The organism is Variovorax sp. V116, assembly GCF_041154435.1.
In the GTDB taxonomy this organism is placed as follows: domain Bacteria; phylum Pseudomonadota; class Gammaproteobacteria; order Burkholderiales; family Burkholderiaceae_C; genus Variovorax; species Variovorax paradoxus.
The window spans coordinates 3,316,332-3,337,190 of sequence record NZ_AP028661.1; the positions used below are offsets into that span (position 1 = coordinate 3,316,332).

The following is a 20,859-nucleotide window of genomic DNA, read 5'->3' on the forward strand; positions in this document are numbered from 1 at the left end:
ACCCTGGCGCCTAGGCAGGGACCCTTCCCTTTCCTAGACTGGCGCAATCACTTGACCTGGGACTCTCGATGACCACACAGATCGCGCATTTCATCGGCGGCCAGCACGCCGCCGGCAGCTCCACCCGCACGCAGGACGTCACCAACCCCGCGACCGGCAAGGTCACGGGCAAGGTGGCGCTGGCCGTCCAGGCCGACGTCGATGCCGCGGTGGCCGCCGCGCAGGCCGCCTTTCCCAAGTGGGCCGACACGCCGCCGATCCGCCGCGCCCGCGTGATGTTCAAGTTTTTGGAGCTGCTCAACCTGCACAAGGACGAACTCGCGCACATGATCACCGCCGAGCACGGCAAGGTGTTCACCGACGCGCAGGGCGAGGTCTCGCGCGGCATCGACATCGTCGAATTCGCCTGCGGCATTCCGCAGCTGCTCAAGGGCGACTTCACCGACCAGGTCTCCACCGGCATCGACAACTGGACGCTGCGCCAGCCGCTGGGCGTGGTGGCCGGCATCACGCCCTTCAACTTTCCGGTGATGGTGCCGATGTGGATGTTCCCGGTGGCCATTGCCGCGGGCAACACCTTCATTCTCAAGCCCAGCCCGACCGACCCGACCCCGTCGCTGCGCATGGCCGAACTGCTGAAGGAAGCGGGCCTGCCCGACGGCGTGTTCAACGTGGTGCAGGGCGACAAGGTGGCGGTCGATGCGCTGCTCGAGCACCCCGACGTCAAGGCCGTGAGCTTCGTGGGCTCCACGCCCATTGCCAACTACATCTACGAAACCGGCGCGCGCAACGGCAAGCGCGTGCAGGCCCTTGGCGGCGCGAAGAACCACATGGTGGTGATGCCCGACGCCGACATCGACCAGACGGTGGACGCACTGATCGGCGCGGGCTACGGCTCGGCCGGCGAGCGCTGCATGGCGATCAGCGTGGCGGTGCTGGTGGGCGACGTGGCCGACAAGATCATTCCCAAGCTCATCGAGCGCACGAAGACGCTCAAGGTGCTCGACGGCGAGAACCTCGCGGCCGAAATGGGCCCGATCGTCACGCGCGCGGCACACGAGCGCATCACCGGCTACATCGCCCAGGGCGAGAAGGAAGGCGCGAAGCTGCTGGTCGACGGCCGCCAGTTCGACGGCGGCCAGGCCGGTGCCGGCTGCGGCGACGGCTTCTGGATGGGCGGCACGCTGTTCGACCACGTCACGCCCGAGATGCGCATCTACAAGGAAGAGATCTTCGGCCCGGTGCTCTCCTGCGTGCGCGTGGCCAACTTCAAGGACGCGGTCGACCTGGTCAACGACCATGAATTCGGCAATGGCGTGAGCTGCTTCACGCGCGACGGCAATGTGGCGCGCGAGTTCAGCCGCCGCATCCAGGTGGGCATGGTCGGCATCAACGTGCCGATCCCGGTGCCGATGGCATGGCACGGCTTCGGCGGCTGGAAGCGCAGCCTGTTCGGCGACATGCATGCCTACGGCGAGGAAGGCGTGCGCTTCTACACCAAGCAGAAGTCGATCATGCAGCGCTGGCCCGAGAGCATTGGCAAGGGCGCCGAGTTCGTGATGCCCACCGCCAAGTAAAAGGTGTGACGGCCGGCACGGGGGCATGCCGGCCTGCCCCGGCTAACGAAAGCTGACTTGCTCCGCGGCGCAGGAGCGGCCAGACTTGCGCATGACCCGGTGCCTGCACCCATGACAGCAAGCAAGAGAGCCGCACGAAAACTTTCGGCCGTGCCGTCGACCTTGCGGATCCCGCTTGCCGCGCGCGCTTCCGGCGACGCGATGTTTCCGCAGATGGCCGTGCGCGACGCCTATGCCGCGTCGATCCTCGAGAAGATCCGCGACGAAGGCCATCCGCTGCCTGAGGACCGGGCCACCATCTACAGCATCCTGAGCCGCACGCGGCGCTTTCGCAGCCTCGCGCAGGAGTTCCTCAAGCAGCACCCGGGCGGCCGCGTGGTGAACATGGGCTGCGGCCTGAGCCACTACTTCCAATGGCTGGACGACGGAAGGTCGCGCATGACGGATGCCGACCTGCCCGAGGTGATGGCGCTGCGCCGCGAGCTGATCCCCGAGACCCATCCGCGCCACGATGCGCGCGACCTCGACCTCACGTCGCCCCGCTGGTGGGACGAACTCGAGCTGCCGCGCACGCGCCAGGCACAGCCGGTCTTCCTCTTCACCGAAGGCGTCCTGATGTACCTGCAGCCGCAGCAGGCGCAGGCCGTGCTCGCGACCTTCGGCGAGCGCGCGCCCGCGGGCTCGGTGCTGGCCTTCGATGCCGTCTGCTGGCTCGCCGTGGGCCGCGCCGCGCAGCATCCCTCGCTGCGCGCCACCGGGGCGCAGTTTCATTGGGGCCTGCGCCGGGCCGCCGAACTGACGCAGCCCCATCCGCGCCTGCGCCTCGACGCCACCTACCGCGTGTTCGAAGGCATCGGCCTGGCCTACACCCTGTTCGCGCCGCTGGTGCTGATGCTGGTCGGCGTGCCGCTCTATGCGGTCTACGCGCTGGGCGTGGCCGACACCGCCGATGACGGCGCCGATACATAAAAGCACAAATTTCTCAGGTCCCGGCCTTGTCCGGCTCGCGCTGCGCAGCTTGGCTGACGCGCCAAACCCCGCGGTCGCGGCATGCTCCCTGCTCTTGTGCGTGGAAAATCCCCGGCGCCGGCTGCATTAGGATGGTTTCTCCGGCCGCATCGCCTTCCGTGCATCCTTTTTTTTCGTACTCCACACGACGTACTCCCAAGACCGCAACCCTCAAGAAACACATGCTTGATCGCCGATCCTTCCTTGCCGCAGGTGGTGCCGCCGCCGCACTCGCCGCCCTTGGACTGCCCGAAGAGGCACTGGCCGCCAACGGCCTGAAGCTGAGCCAGCCTTCGCCCTTCTCGTTCGACCGCCTGGTGGCGCAGGCCAAGCGCCTGGCCGGGCAACCCTATGCCGCCGCCACGCCGCTCGCGCCCGAGGTGCTCGAGAAGATCGACTACGACGCGCACGGCAAGATCAAGTTCGACCCGGCCAACGCCCTCTTCCGCGACGGCCCGGGCGCCTTTCCCGTCACCTTCTTCCACCTCGGCCGTTTCTTCCAGACGCCGGTGCGCATGCACGTGCTCGAGAACTCCGATGGCGATGCCTTCGCGCGCGAGGTGCTCTACAGCCCTTCGTACTTCTCGATGCCGCCCGACAGCCCGGCGCGCGCGCTGCCGGCCGGCGCGGGCTTTGCGGGCTTTCGGCTGCAGGAAAGCCGCCTGGGCGACCAGGGCAAGCTCGACTGGCAGAAGAACGACTGGGTGGCTTTTCTGGGCGCCTCCTACTTCCGCGCGATCGGCGAGCTCTACCAGTACGGCCTGTCGGCGCGCGGCCTGGCGCTCGACGTGGCGGTGCCCGACAAGCCCGAGGAATTCCCCACTTTCACGCGCTTCTATTTCGAGACGCCGGCCGCCAACAACACCACCTCGATGACCGTCTACGCGCTGCTCGAAGGGCCGAGCGTCACGGGCGTGTTCAAGTTCGTGATGCAGCGCGGCAAGGCCGTGATCATGGACATCGACGCGCGCGTTTTCCTGCGCCGCGACGTCTCGCGCCTTGGCCTGGTGCCGCTCACCTCGATGTACTGGTATTCGGAAACCATCAAGCCCACCGCCATCGACTGGCGCCCCGAGGTACACGACTCCGACGGCCTGGCCATCTGGAACGGCGCGGGCGAGCGCATCTGGCGCCCGCTCAACAACCCGACGCAGACGCGCGCCTCGGCCTTTGCCGACACGCGGCCGCGCGGCTTCGGGCTGCTGCAGCGCGACCGCGCGTTCGACAACTACCAGGACGGCGTCAACTACGAGAAGCGCCCGAGCCTGTGGATCGAACCGCTGGGCGACTGGGGCGAAGGCTCGGTGCAGCTGATCGAGATCCCGACCGACGACGAGATCCACGACAACATCGTCGCCTTCTGGGTGCCCAAGGCCGACGCCAAGGCGGGCGCGAGCTACAGCCTGCAGTACCGGCTGCACTGGACCGACCAGGAGCCCTTTCCCTCGCCGCTCGCGCGCTGCGTGGCCACGCGCATCGGGCGCGGCGGACAGCCGGGCCAGCCGCGCCCGCCGGGCGTGCGCAAGTTCATGGTGGAGTTCGTCGGGCAGCCGCTCACCACCGTGCCCTTCGGCGTGAAGCCCGAGCTGGTGCTGACGGCGCCGCGCGGCAAGTTCTCCTACGTCTTTGCCGAGGCCGTGCCCAACGGCGTGCCGGGCCACTGGCGCGCCCAGTTCGACTTCACGCCCGAAGGCAACGAGCCGATCGACATGCGGCTCTACCTGAAGACCGGGGACAAGACGCTCACCGAAACCTGGCTGTTCCAGTTCCAGCCAGGTTGAGTTCTCGAGATCTGCCGCTCAGCGCTTCTTGACCGACACCAGCTCGACTTCGAAGTTGAGCGTGGCGTTCGGCGGAATCACGCCGCCCGCGCCGCGCGAACCGTAGGCAATCGATGGCGGGCAGGTCAGCTTGGCCTTGCCGCCGGGCTTCATCTTCTGCACGCCCTCGGTCCAGCAGGGGATCACGCCGTTGAGCGGAAACTCGGTCGGCTCGCCGCGGCTGTAGGAGCTGTCGAATTCCTTGCCGCTGTCGGGGAAGGTGCCGCGGTAGTGCACCTTGACCACGTCGGTGGCGGCGGGCGATGCGCCGGTGCCTTCCTTCAGCGACTGGTAGACCAGGCCGCTTGGCGTGGTGACCGGCGCCGATTGCGCCCAGGCGGCGGACACCGCGCACAGCGAGACCAGGGCGGCACAGAACAGAGACAAGGAAGAAGAGGAAGACTTCACTGAACACCTCGGGAGATTGAAAAGCACGATTATGGCCAGCGATGGAACGGGCCTTGCTTTGCCGGATACGCACTGTCAACATCCGCAAAAAGAGGAAGCCCCATGCAGCCCACCGCAGTCACGCCGGTCGCAGCCACTGTTCCCACAGGCACCGGCCATCTGAAGAAGGTCCTCGGCCCCATCCAGCTCTGGGGCATTGCCGTGGGCCTGGTCATCTCGGGCGAGTACTTTGGTTGGAGCTACGGCTGGAACACTGCCGGCACGCTCGGCTTCCTGGTGGCCACGGTGCTGGTGGCCACGATGTACACCACCTTCATCTTCAGCTTCACCGAGCTCTCCACCGCCATTCCGCATGCGGGCGGCCCGTTTGCCTATGCGCGCCGCGCCTTCGGGCCGACCGGCGGCTTCGTGGCGGGCTTTGCCACGCTGATCGAATTCGTCTTTGCGCCGCCGGCCATCGCGCTGGCCATCGGCGCCTACCTCAACGTGCAGTTCCCCGGCATCAACCCGAAGTGGTTCGCGCTGGGCGCGTACGTGATCTTCATCGCGCTCAATTGGATCGGCGTGGGCATTGCGGCGGCCTTCGAGCTGTTCGTGACGCTGCTGGCCATTGTCGAGCTGCTGGTGTTCATGGGCGTGGTCACGCCGGGCTGGACCATGGCCAACTTCGTCGCCAACGGCTGGGCCGGCGGCAGCGTGCTCAACGGCGCGGCCGTCTCGGGCATCTTCGCGTCGATACCGTTCGCGATCTGGTTCTTCCTGGCCATCGAGGGCGCGGCCATGGCCGCGGAGGAAGCGCGCGATCCGCACCGCACCATTCCCATCGCCTACACCACGGGTATCGTCACGCTGGTGGTGCTGGCCTTCGGCGTGATGATCTTCGCGGGCGGCGTGGGCGACTGGCGCAAGCTCGCCAACATCAACGACCCGCTGCCGCAGGCCATGAAGGCGGTGGTGGGCGACAACAGCGGCTGGCTGCATATGCTGGTGTGGATCGGCCTGTTTGGGCTGATCGCCTCGTTCCACGGGATCATCATGGGCTACTCGCGCCAGATCTTTGCGCTGGCGCGCGCCGGCTACCTGCCGCGCTACTTCGCGGGCCTGAGCCCGCGCTTCGACACGCCGCACCGCGCGCTGCTGGCCGGCGGTGTGATCGGCGTGGTGGCCATCTTCAGCGACGAGTGGGTGCAGTTCGGCGGCCAGACGCTCACCGCCAACATCGTGACCATGGCCGTGCTCGGCGCCATCGTGATGTACCTGATCTCGATGGCCGCGCTGTTCAGGCTGCGCAAGAGCGAGCCCGGCCTGCTGCGCACCTACCGCGCGCCCTTCTATCCGGTGTTTCCGGCCATTGCGCTCGGGCTTGGCGTGGTCTGCCTGGGCGCCATGGTCTGGTTCAACTTCATGCTGACCGTGCTGTTCCTGGTGCTGATGGCAGCGGCCTACGGCTACTTCCTGCTGACCTCGGCGCAGCGCAAGGCAGCGGCGCCCGACGAGATGCTGTCCTCCCGCACCATCGCGTGAACAAGAAGAGAGAAAGATGCGCTATCGCACCACCATTGCCGGCCAGGTCTTCGCCTTCGACGACCTCAAGCAGGTCATGGCCGTGGCCAGCCCGGCGCGTTCGGGCGACTACCTCGCGGAGATCGGCGCGGCCACCGCGCAGCAGCGCATGGCGGCGCGCCACGTGCTGGCCGAGACGCCGCTCAAGCAGTTCCTGACCGAGGCGCTGATTCCCTACGAGAGCGACAACATCACGCGCCTCATCATCGACACCCATGACGCAGAGGCCTTTGCGCCGGTGTCGCACCTCACGGTCGGCGACTTCCGCAACTGGCTGCTCTCGGAGCAGGCCACCACCCAGGCGCTGACGGCGCTGGCGCCGGGCCTCACGCCCGAGATGGTGGCCGCCGTGTCCAAGCTCATGCGCAACCAGGACCTGGTGTCGGTCGCCAGGAAGTGCAGCGTGGTCACGCGCTTTCGCGACACCATCGGCCTGCCCGGCCACCTGGCCGTGCGGCTGCAGCCCAACCATCCGACCGACGACCTGCGCGGCGTGGCGGCCTCCACGCTCGACGGCCTGCTCTACGGCGCGGGCGATGCGGTGATCGGCCTCAACCCGGTGTCCGACAGCATGCAGGTGCTCGGCCGCTTGCTGCACATGCTCGACGAGGTGATCCAGCGCTTCGAAATTCCCACGCAAAGCTGTGTGCTCACGCACGTGACCAACACGCTCAGGCTCGCGGAAGCCGGCGCGCCGGTGGACCTGGTGTTCCAGTCGATCGCGGGCACCGAGAAGGCGAACCTGTCCTTCGGCGTCACGCCCGAACTGCTGGCCGAGGCACACGCCGCGGCGCTGGCGCTGAACCGCGGCACGGTCGGCAACAACGTGATGTACTTCGAGACCGGCCAGGGCAGCGCGCTTTCGGCCAATGCCAACTTCGGCGTCGACCAGCAGACCTGCGAGGTGCGCGCCTATGCGCTGGCGCGGCGCTACAAGCCGCTGCTCATCAACACGGTGGTCGGCTTCATCGGGCCCGAATATCTTTTCGACGGCAAGCAGATCATCCGCGCCGGGCTCGAAGACCATTGCTGCGGCAAGCTGCTGGGCCTGCCCATCGGCTGCGACATCTGCTACACCAACCATGCCGAGGCCGACCAGGACGACATGGACAACCTGCTCGTGCTGCTGGGCACCGCGGGCATCAACTTCATCATGGGCATTCCAGGCGCCGACGACGTGATGCTCAACTACCAGAGCACCTCGTTCCACGATGCGCTGTTCCTGCGCCAGACGCTGGGCCTGAAGCGCGCGCCCGAATTCGAAGCCTGGCTGCAGCGCATGCAGATCACCGATGCGGCCGGCCGGCTCGCGCCGCCTTCGGCCAACCGCCTGCTGGCGGACATGAGCGGACTGGCCGCCCTCGCGCCATGAGCAAGGACGCCGTCACGCCGAATCCCTGGGCGCAGTGGCGTTCGGCCACGCCCGCGCGCCTGGCGCTGGGCCGCGCCGGCGCCGGCATACCGACGGACGAGACGCTGCGCTTCGGCTGGGCCCATGCGATGGCGCGCGATGCCATTCATGCGGCGCTCGACGTCGATGCACTCGAAGCCACGCTGCAACAACAGCATTGGCAGGTGATGCGGGCGCGCAGCCGCGCCGAAGACCGCACCACCTACCTGCGCCGCCCCGACCTGGGGCGGCAGCTCGACCCCGCGGATGCGCAGCGCCTGCGGGCCGCCGCAAAAGGCGATTGCGATGTCTGCCCTGTCATCGGCGACGGCCTCTCCTCGCTCGCGGTGGCGCGCCATGCCGCCCCGCTGCTGGCCGCGCTGCGCGCTCAATTGCCGCCCGAGACGCGCTTTTCTCCCGTGGTCATCGCCACCCAGGCGCGCGTGGCGCTGGCCGACGAGGTCGGCGAGCTGTTCGGCGCGGCGCTCTCGGTGATGCTGATTGGCGAGCGCCCGGGGCTCAGCTCGCCGGACAGCCTCGGCATCTACTTGACCCATTCGCCGAAGCGCGGCCGCCACGACGCCGAGCGCAACTGCATCTCGAACGTGCGCCCCGAAGGCCTGCCCTGCGAAGCCGCCGCATTCAAGCTGGCCTGGCTGATGCGCGAGGCCCTTCGCCGGGGGCTGACCGGCGTCGGGCTCAAGGACGAGAGCGATCTTGCGGTGCTCGAGCCGGGCCGTCCGGCAACGACCCTGCCTGGCTGACCGCAGCTTTGCGGTGATCGAAAATAGTCAATACAATGGTTATTAACTCGTTTAATAGCCATTTTATTGATGCCAAGAAGCAGCAACAGCCTTTCCGCCCTGCCCCAGCAGACCGCTGAGCCCCTGAGGAATCTCGGCCTGCGCCTTCGTGCGCACCGGGTGCATCGCGGCTGGACGATCGCGGAAATGGCCGAGCGCCTGCTGTGCTCGCCCACCACGCTGCGCTCGCTCGAATCGGGCAAGCCCGCCACCAGCATTGGCTTGCTGGCCCACGCGCTGTGGCTGTTCGGCGAGGTCGATTCGCTCGACGCATTGGCTCCCGCACCCGCGGGCTTGGCCGCCAGGCGCCGCGTCCGCAGGTCGGCTGCACGCGGGCCCGCCGGCGTGATCGCGGAGGACGAGCGTGACTTCTGACGAGGCCGGGGACGAACGGCGCATCTACGTCGGGCTCGCGCGCCATACGGGCGACGAGGTGCAGCCGGCCGGCCTGATGAAGCTCGTTCGCCGCGGCGTCGTGGAATCGGGCGAATTCGCCTATGGCCGGCGCTACCTCCAGGACCCCGCGGCCCTGCCGCTCAACCCCGAGCAACTGCCGCTGCGCGGTGCCGCTTTCACATTGCCGGAGCGGCGCATCCGCGAGGGTGGCGCCATGCCGCTCACGCTGCGCGACGCCCTGCCCGACAGCTGGGGGCGCAAGGTGCTCGAGATCCGCCACGGCAAGCCCCTGACGGACGTCGACGCGCTGCTGCTGACCAACGAGGACCGCATCGGCGCGATGGTGTTCGCCGAGGCATTGCCCATCCAGAGCGAAGAACCGCCCTCCATGCTCTGGTCGCTGGAGGAGCTTGCCGAAGCCTCGCGCCGCGTCGAGGAAGGCATGGAGATCGGGCCCGACATGCACCTGCTGCTGCGCGGCGGCAGCCTGGGCGGCGCGCGCCCCAAGGCGGCCTTTGCGCATGAAGGACGGCGCTACATCGCCAAGTTTTCCTCGCGCGGCGACGACCACGACGTGGAGGTGATCGAGGCCGCCACACTCTGGCTGGCCAGCGCCTGCAGCATCCGTGTGCCCGCCTTCCTGTTGCAGCCCCTGGCGTTCGGCCACGCCCTGCTGGTGGAGCGCTTCGATCGCACCGGCCCCGTGAACGACGAGCAGCGCCATCACTACCTGTCGGCCTCGGCACTGCTCGACGTGCCTTATGAATCCAGCCGCGGCAGCTATGTCGAACTCGCGCAGCTGCTGCGGCGCATCTCGGCGCGGCCGCAAGAAGACCTGACCGAGCTGTTTCGCCGCCTGGTGTTCAACCTGGCCGTGGGCAACAGCGACGACCACGTCAAGAACCATGGCGCCCTGCGGCAGGGCGACGGCCTCTGGCGCCTGGCGCCTGCCTTCGATCTTGTCATGCAGCTGGGCGGCCATACGGGCTACCAGGAGCTTGCCATCCTGCCGGGGCAGCATGCATCGAGCCTTGCGCTGGCGCGTGCCGCGGCGCCCCACTTCGGCCTGTCGGCGGCAGAGGCGGACCGCATCATCCGCCGGACCGAAGAGACCGTTTCGGTGCAGGCCGCGGCCAGCGTCGAAGCGTCCGGCGGCAACCGCGAGCTCGTGCGCCGCGTGGCGGCCTTCATCGAACAGCAGTACGACCGCATCCGTGCCCAGGGCCTGTGAAGCGGCCCCCGGCTGGCATGGCTGATGCGTAGGCCTTTGTCGAAGTGTCACGAGCGTTCTCTACGCTCGGCCTTCCATCAACGCCGCACAACAACAGGAACTCCATGCAACGCCGCCTGATTCTTCTCACGCCGCTCGCCGCCGCACTCGCCGCCACGGGCTGCGCGAGCCTGGCCCCCTCTGCGTCCACCACGCTCTCGCCCGCCCACTGGGACGCCTTCAACCGGGCACAGATCGAAGGCCTGATCGCCAGCCTCGGCAAATCGAGCCCGGGCTACAGCGCCGCCCGGCCGCCCTACGTGGTCTTCGACTGGGACAACACCAGCGTGTTCCTGGACATCGAGGAAGCCTCGCTGATCTACCAGCTCGAAAACCTGGTCTTCGGCGCCACGCCCGCGCAGCTCGAAGTGGCGCTGCGCAAGAACATCCCGAAGAAGGACTTCCTGCCGGCCTTCAACAATGCGGCCGGCCAGCCGGTCAGCATCGACCGCGTGGTGCCCGACATCGTGGCCAGCTACACCTGGCTCTACCAGAACTACAGCGGCCTCAAGGGCAGCCAGCCGCTGGCCGCGGTGAAGCTGAGCCCGCACTACGTCGCCTTCACCGCCAAGGTGCGCTACCTGTACGAGGCCATCGGCGACACCTTCGACCACGACACCGCCTACCCCTGGGTGACCTACCTCTTCGTCGGCATGACCGAAGCGCAGGTGCGCAAGCTCACGGCCGCCACGGTGGCCTGGCAGCTGAAGGAACCCGTGGCCAAGGTGAAATGGACCTCGCCGGCCGCGCTGCCGGGCCAGGCCGGCGTGGTCTCGGTCAGCTGGAAGAACGGCCTGCGGCTGCAGCCCGAGATGCAGGAGCTGTACGCCGCCTTCCGCAACGCGGGCTTCGACGTGTGGGTGTGCTCGGCCTCCTTCGTCGACGTGATCAAGGAGATTTCGTCGAACCCCGCCTTCGGCTACAACAACCCGCCCGAGCGCGTGCTGGCGATGGAGCTGGAGCGCGACGCCAACGGCGTGATCCAGCCCGAGTACCGGCGCGGCTACGACCAGACGCAGGGCCCCGGCAAGACGAAGAACATCCAGCGCTTCCTGGTCAGCAAGTACGGCTACGGCCCGAGCTTCATCGCCGGCGACAGCGAGGGCGACCAGAACATGATGGCCGACTTCGCAGACACGAAGAAGGTGCTGATCGTGAACCGGCTGCGCGATCCCAAGACCGACATCGGCAAGTTCTCGGCCATGGCGGTGCAGAACTACGGCAAGCCCGACACGCGCTACCTGCTGCAGGGCCGCGACGACAACACCGGCCAGTGGGTGGCTTCGCAGCTGCACACGCCTCTCGGCGCAGCCCAAGGCAAGGCATTGAAGTAGGCGCGAGCCCGGCGGCGGGCAGTTGCCTATGATCCTGGCATTGCCACCCAGGAGACAGAACATGGCCGACCGCTACCCCCTCGCCGAGCTCAAAGACCTGCCGGAAGACATCCGCACCGCGATCCTCGCGGTGCAGGAAAAAGCCGGCTTCGTGCCCAACGTGTTCCTCGCGCTGGCGCGCCGCCCGGCCGAGTGGCGCGCCTTCTTCGCCTACCACGACGCGCTGATGCTGAAGGAGGAAGGCTCGCTCACCAAGGGCGACCGCGAGATGATCGTCACCACCACCAGTGCGGCCAACCGGTGCCTCTACTGCGTGGTGGCGCACGGCGCGCTGCTGCGCATCTACGAGAAGAAGCCGCTGGTGGCCGACCAGGTGGCGGTGAATTACCGCAAGGCCGACATCACGCCGCGCCAGCGCGCCATGCTCGACTTTGCGATGAAGGTCTGCGAACGCTCGCATGAAGTCGAGGACGCGGACTTCGCCGCGCTGCATGCCCACGGCTTCGACGACGAGGACATCTGGGACATCGCCTCCATCACCGCCTTCTTCGGCCTGAGCAACCGCCTCGCGAGCTTCAGCGGCATGCAGCCGAACACCGAGTTCTTCCTGATGGGGCGGCTGCCGCGCGAGAAGAAGTAGCGCCTCAGGCCTTGCCTCGGCAGGATGCGAGCGCGTCCAGGCCGGGCTTGTAGGTGGGATTGCTCACGTCCATCAGCCCCAGCACCGTGTGGTAGAGGTTGTCGTGCGTGAGCGGCGCATCGAGCCCCGCTTCCATGCACGAGCGCGACAGCTTGCGGCGCTCGTTCATGCCGGGGCTGAACCAGGTGACCATGGGCACGTGCTTCTGCGCCTCGGGTGCGAAGCTGTAGGGCACGCCGTGCAGGAACAGGCCGTATTCGCCGAGCGATTCGCCATGGTCGCTCACGTAGAGCAGGGCCGGGTCGTACTGGCCGGACTGCGCCTTGAGCCAGTCGATGGTCTGGCCCAGGAAATGATCGGTCTGCGCAATCGAGTTGTCGTAGACGTTCTGCAGCTCCGCATGGCCGCATTCGGCCAGCGCATTGGTCTTGCACTCGGGCAGGAAGCGCTTGATCTCCGGCGCGGAGCGCTTGTAGTAGGCCGGCCCGTGGCTACCCATCTGGTGCATGACCAGCACCACGCCCTTGGCGCGGCGCTCGGCGGGCAGCGCGGCAATGCGCTCGTCCAGCCCCTTGAGCATGACGTCGTCCAGGCATTCCTCGCCGTCGCACAGCGCGCTCTTCTGCGCGGGCGTGAGGCTGTCGAAGGCGGAGGCGTTGGGAATGCGCGTGCACACGTCCTTGCAGCCGGCCTGGTTGTCGAGCCACAGCACCGCCAGCCCGGCGGCCTGCAGCACGTCGACCAGGTTTTCATAGTCGTCGCTGCGCGATTCGTAGCCCTGCTTGCCCAGCGGCGAGAACATGCACGGCACCGAAGCCAGTGTGTTGGTGCCGCACGAATGCACATCGCGATAGCTCAGCACGCCGCGCGCCGCCAGCTCGGGCGTGGTGTTGCGCGCATAGCCGTTGAGGCCGAAGTGGTCGGCCCGCGCCGTCTCGCCCACCACCAGCACGAACATCGGCGGCCGCGCCTGGCCCGCGTAGCTCGCGCCCAGCGCCGTTCCGGCCGTGATGGGAATCAGCTTGCGGCTGCGCTTGAACATCGGCTTGATGACCACCGAGCCGGCCGAATAGAGGCTTGCAACCGGGTTCATCATGTAGCGCAGGTGGACGTTGTTGCGCATCAGCGGGGCGAGCTGCCGGTTCATCGACACCGCGGCCACCAGGGCGAGCGCCACCGCCAGCAGCAGCAGCGCCACGTTGCGCCAGAGCTTGGAGAAAAAGCGCATCGGCACGATGCGCGCGCGCCAGAGCGCCAACGCAGGCAGCAGCGCCACCAGCAGCACGTGGTAGGCCATGCGCCAGCTCATGAGGTCGCGCGCCTCGTTCGGGTCGGTCTGCAGCACGTTGGCGATCATGGTCGGGTCCATCACCACGCGGTACTCGATCATGTAGTGCTGCACGAAGGCCGCCAGCAGCACCACCGCGAACCACAAGGGCTTCATCCAGCGCGACCAGGCCGTGAAGGACAGCAGCGCCACCGTGGCGCACACCATGAGCACCCCCATGGCGGCGCTCGTGGGCAGGTAGGTGCTGGGTGCGCCGCCGATGCGCGCAAGCTCGTTCCAGAGCGGCCAGTTGGCGGCCACGGCAAGGTAGAGGGCAAGCCAGACGACCACGCGCTGCGCCGAGCGGGGCCGCGCGAGCCACAGGTCGATGCGCGCCCACAGCGCGCGCGCGGGTGCCAGGAAGGAGGCGCCGGCCGCCAGCGCACCCACGTCCCGTACCGGCGTGGGTTCGATTCTTGAAAATGACATCTACCGACTGTAGAAAGCGCAACTGAAGCCAGCCTGAATTGCGCGTTCAGCCAGCGTTCAGGTTCGCGCCCGTCTCGCCCTCAAGCGGGGCCGCATGAAGGCCCTGAGCGCCAGGTTGAGCGGACGGCTGACGCCGCGCTCCACCACGATCGACACCAGGGCGGCCAGCATCACCCCCGCGACCACGTCGAACGGAAAGTGCAGCCCCAGGAACACACGGCTCCAGCCGACCACCGCGGCCACCGCCAGCGCCGCCAGCATGGGCGCGCGCCACGGCAGGCACCACAGCGAGAACGCCGCCGCGAAGGTGCAGGCGGCATGCAGACTCGGAAAGCCCGGCCGCGCGCCTTGCGGCGCCCACTGGATTCCCAGCCCGTAGAAGGCGGGCCGCTGGAACGGCATGGCCGAGCGGAACACGTTCACGAAGATCCAGACCGCCAGCACACTGACCAGCGCGGTGAAGCAGGCATAGCGCAGGCGGCGGTCGACCACCGCGGCGCCGATGATCGCGGCGGCCAGCAGCGCCGGCAGCACGTCGGACGCGAAGCGAGCGAAATGGATGCTCCACGCCGGCGCCGCGGCACTGGCGTTGATCAGCGCGAACAGGGCGACATCAAGGCCCTGCATGCAACACGGCGGCAGGTTCGGTTGCGGCCAGCCGCGAAGCGCGGGGTGCGACGACCAGGTCGATGGCAAAGCCCGCCACCCAGCAGATCCAGGCGGTCCAGAGCGTGTGGCTCATGTAGTGCGCGCCCCGCAGCTGCTGCGACAGGCCGAGCAGCAGTCCCGCGGCCAGCGACGCGCAAAGCCAGAGGACCGCGGCACGCGGCGACACCCGGCGCAGCACGAAATAGCCGCCGGCGTAGGCAAAGGCCGCCGAGGCATGGCCCGCCGGGAAGCACCCGCCCGCGCCGCCGTCATAGACCTTCCATGCCCAATGCGACACGTGGCTGGCCACACCGCCGAACTCCTTCAGGTCCCAGGGGCAGCTCGTGTGGCTCGCATGCTTGAGCAGGCTGACGGCGAGGACCGAGAGCAGCACCGTGAATGCCAATTGGGCCCGGGCGCGAACCGGCAGCCGGCGCAGGATGCCGAGCGGCCAGCGGATGCCGGCGAACAGCGCGATCACGAACAGCCAGCTCAGGTCCTTCGCGCCCTCGTGCATCACATGCACCAGGAAGGCGTTCTCGCGCCACGGAAAGCCCATGGGCGTGCCCGCGAGGCGCGCCAGGGCGAGATCGCCGCCTGTAGCGTCCCACGCGAGCAGCAGCGCCAATGCAAGGAGGGTCAGCACGCCCAGGCGAAGGTTCGAGGGATTCGGAGGATTCGGGACACGCGTCATGGACAGAGGGGGAGAGAAGCCGGCAAGCCTGAAACCCCTTTAGCCTACGTGCCTGGCCTGAACCGAGCCTGAAGCGGCCCTGAACGGGAACTGACGGCCGCGGTCCGGCCGCACGGTCGGCGCTAGACTGCGTTTTTTTCTGGAAAGACCCCATCGCGTGCGCATATTGCTCGTCGAAGATGACAGTGCGTTGGCAGACGCCGTCTGCAGCTACCTGGTTGCAAAGGCTTTCGTGGTCGACGTGGCGCCCAGCCTCGCCGATGCGCGCAGCGCCCTGCTTTCGGTGCAGTACGCCGCCGTGCTGCTCGACCTGCACCTGGGCGACGGCGACGGCCTGTCGCTGCTGCCCCAGGTGCGCGCGCTGCGCGAGCCGCCGATCGTCATCGTGCTGACGGCGCGCGACCAGGTCACCGACCGCATCCGCGGCCTCGACGCCGGCGCCGACGACTACCTCATCAAGCCCTACGACCCGGCCGAGCTGCTGGCGCGGCTGCGCGCCGTGGAGCGGCGGCGCAGCGCCGGCAGCTCGCCGGTGCTGCACCTGGGCACGCTGGAGATCGACCTGGCGCACGATCGGGTCCGCAAGGACGGCAACCCGGTCGTCCTCACGCAGAAGGAATGGGCCCTGCTGCGCGTGATGGCCACGCGGCCCGAGCGCATCCACACCCGCGAGAACCTGGCCGACGCGCTCTACGGCTTCGGCGACGAGGCCGACAGCAACACGCTCGAAGTGTTCATCAGCCGCCTGCGGCGCAAGCTGGGCAAGAACCACATCCAGACACTGCGCGGCCTCGGCTACCGGCTGTCGACCTCGTCGGGCGACGACGAATGAACGCGGCGCTTCCGAAGGACGGCCCCGACACGCTGGCCGGCCGCCTGACGCGCACCCTGATCCTCTGGGTCGGCGGCGTGTGGATGCTGTGCGTGCTGGCCGTGGTCTGGTATGTGGACCGCGAGATCAACCACAACTTCGACAACGAACTGGTCGAGGTCTCGCACCGCATGTTCGACATGGCGCTGCAGGAATTCGGCAAGATGCAGCATTCAGGCGCCACGCCGGACACGCCGGTGATCGCGCCCAAGCAGCTGTTCTCCGAGGACGCCGTGATGTACCAGGTGGTGGACATCCACGAGCACGTGCTGCTGCGCTCGGCCGAGGCGCCCGACGGCGCCTTCGACGTGCCACTGGCTCCCGGCTTCGCCAACAACCAGACCTGGCGCATCTATACGGTGCGGCATCCCACGCTGGGCCTTTACTTCCAGGTGGCCGATCCGCTCGACGAGCGGCGCTCGGCGCTGAACCGCACGCTGTTCGGGCTGATCATTCCGCTCGGTGCCGTGCTGCCGCTGCTGGCGCTGGTGCTGCGCAAGGTGGCGCGCAACGAGCTGCGCGTGCTGCAGCAGCTCGCGGGCGAGATCGAGAAGCGCAGCGGCTCCGACCTGCGCCCCATCACGCTGCCCGGCCTGCCGCGCGAGCTGCGCTCGGTCGGCGACCACGTCAACAGCCTGCTGGAGCGGCTGTCGCATTCGCTCGACGTCGAACGCGCGCTGGCCGCCAACGCGGCGCACGAGCTGCGGACCCCGCTGGCCGCGGCGCGGCTGCGGCTGCAGACCGCGCTCGAGCACGACCTGCGGCGCAACGACGTGCAGGCGGCGCTCGATGCGCTGCAGCTGCTCAGCCACCGCGCCGAGAAGCTGCTGCAGCTCTCGCGCGCGGAATCGGCCGCATCGCTCGCGCGCGCGCCGGTCGACCTGGTGCAGCTGGCCGGCGCCGTGGCGCAGGACTTCTGGAACGACCCGCAGATCAGCGAGCGGCTCGCGCTCAAGGTGCCCGACGACGCCGCGCCCATTGCCTCGGGCGACGTCGATGCGCTGGCGATCGCGCTGCGCAACCTGGTGGAAAACGCGCTGCGCTACGGCGGCAACGGCCGCGTGGTGATCGAGGTGATGGCGCCCTGCACGCTCGCGGTGCGCGACTTCGGCGCGGGCGTCAGCGCCGAACAGCTCGCCACGCTGCAGCAGCGCCACGTGCGCCACAGCTCCGATCGCGCAGGCTACGGCCTGGGGCTGTCGATCGTGGGCACCATCGTCGAGAAGCACGGCGCCAGGCTTGAGCTGGCATCGCCGCCGCCGGGTGCGGCCCATGGCTTCGAGGCGCGCATCGTGCTGCGGCCGGCGTAGCTGCGCGCCCTACTCGCTCACCACCGCGCGCAGCCAGTCGGGCAAGGGCAGCGCCTTCTGCTTCGGAAAATCGACCCAGATCGTGGTCGCCCCGCCGGCCGCGCAGATCACCTCGGGCGCCTCGGCCCGCGCCATGGTGGCCCAGCTCTCGAAGGTGGTGCGCGCCGGGTCGCTCACGTACATCTTGAGCAGCACGTCGCCGGGGTATTCGATCTGCCGGTAGAAATTGCAGAAGGCGTTGACGATCACCATGCCCTCGCCGCCCGGCGCGGGCTCGATGCCGAGCGAGCGGATCCAGTCGATGCGCGCGGTTTCGAGGTAGCGGAAATAGGTGCCGTTGTTCAGATGCCCCATGGCGTCCATGTCGCCCCAGCGGATGGGGATGGACATCTCGAACACGAACTTTTTCTTCTCGGGGATTTCGATTCTCATCGGTGGCTTTGATGGAGGGGATCAGAGCGCGAACCCGTCGTCGGCCGCAATGACCGCGCCGTTCACGAAATGGCTCTGGCCGCTGGCCAGCAGCACGATCAGGCCGTCCAGGTCTTCGGGCTTGCCCACGCGCTTGCGCGGCAGCATGCTCACGAGCTTGGCGCCGCCTTCGGAGGCCCAGTGGTCCTCGTTGAGCTCGGTCGCGATGTAGCCCGGGCACAGCGCGTTCACGTTGATGCCGAAGCGGCCCCATTCGAGCGCCATGGCTTTGGTCATCTGCACGACCGCGGCCTTGCTCATGCAGTAGGTGCCGATCTGCGGCAGCACCTTGAGCGCCGCCACCGAGGCGATGTTGATGATGCGCCCGCCGATGTAGGTGCCCGGCGCCGAACCGTCGGCGCGCGCCAGCATGCGCTTGCCCACCTCCTGTGCGACGAAGAAGGAGCCCTTCACGTTGGTGTCGAAGATGTAGTCGTAGTCGTCCGGCGTGACGTCCGAAAGGCGCTGGGTGGTGCTCACGCCCGAGTTGTTGACCAGGATGTCGATGGGGCCGACCTCGGTTTCGGCGCGCGCCACCGCGGCCTTGATGCTGCCGATGTCGGTGACGTCGAGCTCGACCGCATGCGCGTCGCCGCCCTCGCCCTCGATGCGGGCGCGCAGCTCCTTCAGTTTCTCGAGCCGGCGGCTCGCGAGCACCACCGCGGCGCCGGCACGCGCCAGCGTCTTGGCAAACTGCGCGCCCAGCCCGCTGGAAGCGCCGGTGATGAAGGCCACGCGGCCCGAAAGATCGATGCTGTAAGCCATGGGAAGGGGGTCCTGTTGAGCGGTTGCCGAGTCGCCGAGGCGACGCCCGGCACTCCACATAAAATGTTTCGCGCCCTCGAAGCGTCCGAGCCTCAAATCATTATCGACGAGACCCCACATGACCCACGACGAAATCCTCGCCCAGTTCGGCCCCCGCGAATCCATGGAATATGACGTGGTGGTCGTCGGCGGCGGCCCGGCCGGCCTCTCGACCGCCATCCGGCTCAAGCAGCTGGCGGCCCAGCACGACAAGGAAATCTCGGTGGTGGTGCTCGAGAAGGGCTCCGAGCCCGGCGCGCACATTCTCTCGGGCGCCATCATGGACCCGCGCGCGCTCAACGAGCTGCTGCCCGACTGGAAGGAGCTGGGCGCCCCGCTGAACCAGCCCGTGACCGACGACGCCATGGTGTTCCTCGGCGAAAAATCGGGCCTGCGCACGCCCAACCTGTTCCTTCCGGCCTGCTTCCAGAACCACGGCAACTACATCATCAGCCTGGGCGCCTTCACCAAGTGGCTGGCGCAGCAGGCCGAGAACCTGGGCGTGGAGATCTTTCCGGGCTTCCCGGCGGCCGAAGTGCTCTACAACGAGAACGGCTCGGTGCGCGGCGTGGCCACCGGCAACATGGGCGTGGGCAAGGACGGCGAACCCACCGAGAACTTCCAGCTCGGCATGGAGCTCTTGGGCAAGTACACGGTATTTGCCGAGGGCGCGCGCGGCCACCTGGGCCGCCAGCTGATCGCCAGATTCAAGCTCGACGAGGGCAAGGATCCGCAGACCTACGGCCTGGGCGTGAAGGAAGTATGGGAAATCGACCCCAAGCGCCACCAGCCCGGCTTCGTGCTGCACACGGCCGGCTGGCCGATGAAGAGCGACACCTACGGCGGCGCCTTCCTCTATCACATGGAGGACAACAAGGTCACGATGGGCTTCATCACGGGCCTGGACTACAGCAACCCGTACCTGAGCCCGTTCGAGGAAATGCAGCGCTGGAAGCTGCACCCCAACATCCGCTGGTACCTCGAAGGCGACGAGGCCCAGGGCATCAAGCCGGCCAAGCGCATCGGCTACGGCGCGCGCGCCATCACGGCCGGCGGCCTGATGTCGCTGCCCAAGACGGTGTTCCCGGGCGGCGCGCTGGTCGGCTGCGAGGCCGGCTACCTGAACGTGAGCCGCATCAAGGGCAGCCATGCCGCCATCAAGACCGGCATGCTGGCCGCCGAAGCGGCCTTCGTCGCGGTGCAGGCCGGCCGCCAGCACGACGAGCTCACGGCCTACCCGGCGGCGTTCGAGAAGAGCTGGCTCCACGCGGAACTGAACAAGTCACGCAACTTCAAGGCCTGGTTCAAGAAGGGGCTGGGCATTGCCACCTTCATGAACGGCATCGAGCAGTGGCTGCTCAAGGGCCACATTCCATGGACCCTGCGCCGCAACAAGCCGGACCACCTGTACCTCAAGCCGGCGGCGGAGTGCAAGCCCATCGCCTATCCGAAGCCGGACGGAAAGCTGACCTTCGACCGCCTCTCGAGCGTGTTCATCAGCAACACCAACCACGAGGAGCAGCAGCCTGCACACCTGACGCTCAAGGATGCGTCGGTGCCGGTGAACATCAACCTGTCGAAGTTCGCGGGCCCCGAAAGCCGCTACTGCCCGGCCGGCGTGTACGAGTTCGTGCCCGACGAGGCCAACGCCGGCAAGGAGCGCCTGCAGATCAACGCGCAGAACTGCGTGCACTGCAAGACCTGCGACATCAAGGATCCGACGCAGAACATCGTGTGGGTCACGCCTGAAGGGGGCGGCGGGCCGAATTACGTGGGGATGTAGTTCTCTCTCGTTTTTGGCGCTGTTGTTCGGGGCGCTGTTGTTCAGGGCGCGTGCACAGGCCACCGGGTACTCCCCTCCGCGAATGTCCCCCGGGGGCTGCGCCCCCTCCTCCTTGATTTCGCTGCGGGGAGCACTCGATGCCCTGTGCACTTGGGCACGCTGCTGGTGTACCGCTGATCAACGACTGCTCTGATCACGCTCCCGTCGATGGGGTGCCTTGCGCAGCGAAATTAAGGAGGAGGCCGCAGGCCGGGGGACATTCGCGGAGCAAGGTATCCCGTCGGCGGGAGCGCACCCTGGAAAGAGCGCCAAG

Annotated in this window: 19 protein-coding genes; 13 read left to right on the forward strand and 6 right to left on the reverse strand. The window is 67.9% G+C overall.

Annotation, left to right across the window (positions count from 1 at the left end; translation table 11 throughout):
* The first annotated feature begins 68 nt into the window (after positions 1-68).
* The 3 genes from ACAM58_RS15815 (at position 69) to ACAM58_RS15825 (ending at position 4,366) form a co-directional block, all read left to right on the forward strand.
* Positions 69-1,577: a CoA-acylating methylmalonate-semialdehyde dehydrogenase gene (locus ACAM58_RS15815; RefSeq protein ID WP_012748369.1), complete on the forward strand. Its 1,509-nt coding sequence runs from the start codon at positions 69-71 to the stop codon at positions 1,575-1,577.
* A gap of 111 nt (positions 1,578-1,688) precedes the next feature.
* A complete protein-coding gene (locus tag ACAM58_RS15820) occupies positions 1,689-2,546 on the forward strand; it encodes a class I SAM-dependent methyltransferase (protein WP_049826094.1) in 858 nt (285 codons plus the stop codon).
* A gap of 221 nt (positions 2,547-2,767) precedes the next feature.
* Positions 2,768-4,366, forward strand: coding sequence for a glucan biosynthesis protein (locus tag ACAM58_RS15825; RefSeq protein WP_012748371.1), 1,599 nt, complete (start codon positions 2,768-2,770; stop codon positions 4,364-4,366).
* Between the two features lie 18 nt (positions 4,367-4,384).
* On the opposite strand, the gene ACAM58_RS15830 is transcribed toward ACAM58_RS15825, so the two are convergent.
* Positions 4,385-4,786 carry an FKBP-type peptidyl-prolyl cis-trans isomerase gene (locus ACAM58_RS15830; RefSeq protein ID WP_369664495.1) on the reverse strand — a complete coding sequence of 134 codons (402 nt, stop codon included), beginning with the start codon at positions 4,784-4,786 and terminating at the stop codon, positions 4,385-4,387.
* A 129-nt stretch (positions 4,787-4,915) separates the two neighbouring features.
* Here ACAM58_RS15830 and eat point away from each other — a divergent pair, with 129 nt between their 5' ends.
* The 7 genes from eat to ACAM58_RS15865 all read left to right on the forward strand — a co-directional run bounded on the left by eat (position 4,916) and on the right by ACAM58_RS15865 (position 12,209).
* Entirely contained in the window at positions 4,916-6,337 is a 1,422-nt protein-coding gene (gene eat / locus ACAM58_RS15835; protein ID WP_012748373.1) for an ethanolamine permease, read from the forward strand.
* 16 nt (positions 6,338-6,353) lie between these two features.
* Positions 6,354-7,748, forward strand: a complete 1,395-nt coding sequence (locus ACAM58_RS15840; protein ID WP_012748374.1) for an ethanolamine ammonia-lyase subunit EutB — start codon at positions 6,354-6,356, stop codon at positions 7,746-7,748.
* Positions 7,745-8,530, forward strand: a complete 786-nt coding sequence (gene eutC / locus ACAM58_RS15845; RefSeq protein WP_012748375.1) for an ethanolamine ammonia-lyase subunit EutC — start codon at positions 7,745-7,747, stop codon at positions 8,528-8,530. Before ACAM58_RS15840 ends, eutC begins: the two co-directional genes overlap by 4 nt.
* Positions 8,531-8,599: 69 nt before the next feature.
* Positions 8,600-8,944 carry a helix-turn-helix domain-containing protein gene (locus ACAM58_RS15850; protein ID WP_012748376.1) on the forward strand — a complete coding sequence of 115 codons (345 nt, stop codon included), beginning with the start codon at positions 8,600-8,602 and terminating at the stop codon, positions 8,942-8,944.
* Positions 8,934-10,196, forward strand: a complete 1,263-nt coding sequence (locus ACAM58_RS15855) for a HipA domain-containing protein (protein WP_012748377.1) — start codon at positions 8,934-8,936, stop codon at positions 10,194-10,196. The genes ACAM58_RS15850 and ACAM58_RS15855 overlap by 11 nt, the downstream gene beginning before the upstream one ends.
* Positions 10,197-10,300: 104 nt before the next feature.
* Entirely contained in the window at positions 10,301-11,569 is a 1,269-nt protein-coding gene (locus ACAM58_RS15860) for an HAD family hydrolase (protein WP_012748378.1), read from the forward strand.
* A gap of 61 nt (positions 11,570-11,630) precedes the next feature.
* Positions 11,631-12,209: a peroxidase-related enzyme gene (locus tag ACAM58_RS15865; RefSeq protein ID WP_012748379.1), complete on the forward strand. Its 579-nt coding sequence runs from the start codon at positions 11,631-11,633 to the stop codon at positions 12,207-12,209.
* A 4-nt stretch (positions 12,210-12,213) separates the two neighbouring features.
* Here ACAM58_RS15865 and ACAM58_RS15870 read toward each other — a convergent pair whose 3' ends face one another.
* The 3 genes from ACAM58_RS15870 to ACAM58_RS15880 are packed head-to-tail and all read right to left on the reverse strand — an operon-like array spanning position 12,214 to position 15,307.
* The gene (locus tag ACAM58_RS15870) at positions 12,214-13,965 is read right to left on the reverse strand and encodes a phosphoethanolamine--lipid A transferase (RefSeq protein WP_012748380.1); all 1,752 of its coding nucleotides are present in this window, start codon (positions 13,963-13,965) and stop codon (positions 12,214-12,216) included.
* A 57-nt stretch (positions 13,966-14,022) separates the two neighbouring features.
* Positions 14,023-14,592 (reverse strand): phosphatase PAP2 family protein, encoded by a 570-nt coding sequence (locus ACAM58_RS15875; RefSeq protein ID WP_012748381.1) that lies wholly within the window; start codon positions 14,590-14,592, stop codon positions 14,023-14,025.
* A complete protein-coding gene (locus ACAM58_RS15880; RefSeq protein WP_012748382.1) occupies positions 14,579-15,307 on the reverse strand; it encodes a phosphatase PAP2 family protein in 729 nt (242 codons plus the stop codon). Before ACAM58_RS15880 ends, ACAM58_RS15875 begins: the two co-directional genes overlap by 14 nt.
* Positions 15,308-15,464: 157 nt before the next feature.
* On the opposite strand from ACAM58_RS15880, the gene ACAM58_RS15885 reads away from it, so the two are divergent.
* Together ACAM58_RS15885 and ACAM58_RS15890 are read left to right on the forward strand one after the other, a co-directional pair.
* Entirely contained in the window at positions 15,465-16,139 is a 675-nt protein-coding gene (locus tag ACAM58_RS15885) for a response regulator transcription factor (RefSeq protein WP_012748383.1), read from the forward strand.
* Positions 16,136-17,488 (forward strand): HAMP domain-containing sensor histidine kinase, encoded by a 1,353-nt coding sequence (locus ACAM58_RS15890; RefSeq protein WP_012748384.1) that lies wholly within the window; start codon positions 16,136-16,138, stop codon positions 17,486-17,488. Before ACAM58_RS15885 ends, ACAM58_RS15890 begins: the two co-directional genes overlap by 4 nt.
* 9 nt (positions 17,489-17,497) lie before the next feature.
* On the opposite strand, the gene ACAM58_RS15895 is transcribed toward ACAM58_RS15890, so the two are convergent.
* Both ACAM58_RS15895 and ACAM58_RS15900 read right to left on the reverse strand, forming a co-directional pair.
* Positions 17,498-17,920, reverse strand: a complete 423-nt coding sequence (locus ACAM58_RS15895; protein ID WP_012748385.1) for a thioesterase family protein — start codon at positions 17,918-17,920, stop codon at positions 17,498-17,500.
* A gap of 21 nt (positions 17,921-17,941) precedes the next feature.
* Positions 17,942-18,724 (reverse strand): SDR family oxidoreductase, encoded by a 783-nt coding sequence (locus ACAM58_RS15900; RefSeq protein ID WP_012748386.1) that lies wholly within the window; start codon positions 18,722-18,724, stop codon positions 17,942-17,944.
* Between the two features lie 118 nt (positions 18,725-18,842).
* Between ACAM58_RS15900 and ACAM58_RS15905 the strand changes: the two genes are divergently transcribed.
* Positions 18,843-20,546 (forward strand): electron transfer flavoprotein-ubiquinone oxidoreductase, encoded by a 1,704-nt coding sequence (locus ACAM58_RS15905; protein WP_012748387.1) that lies wholly within the window; start codon positions 18,843-18,845, stop codon positions 20,544-20,546.
* Positions 20,547-20,859: the final 313 nt, after the last annotated feature.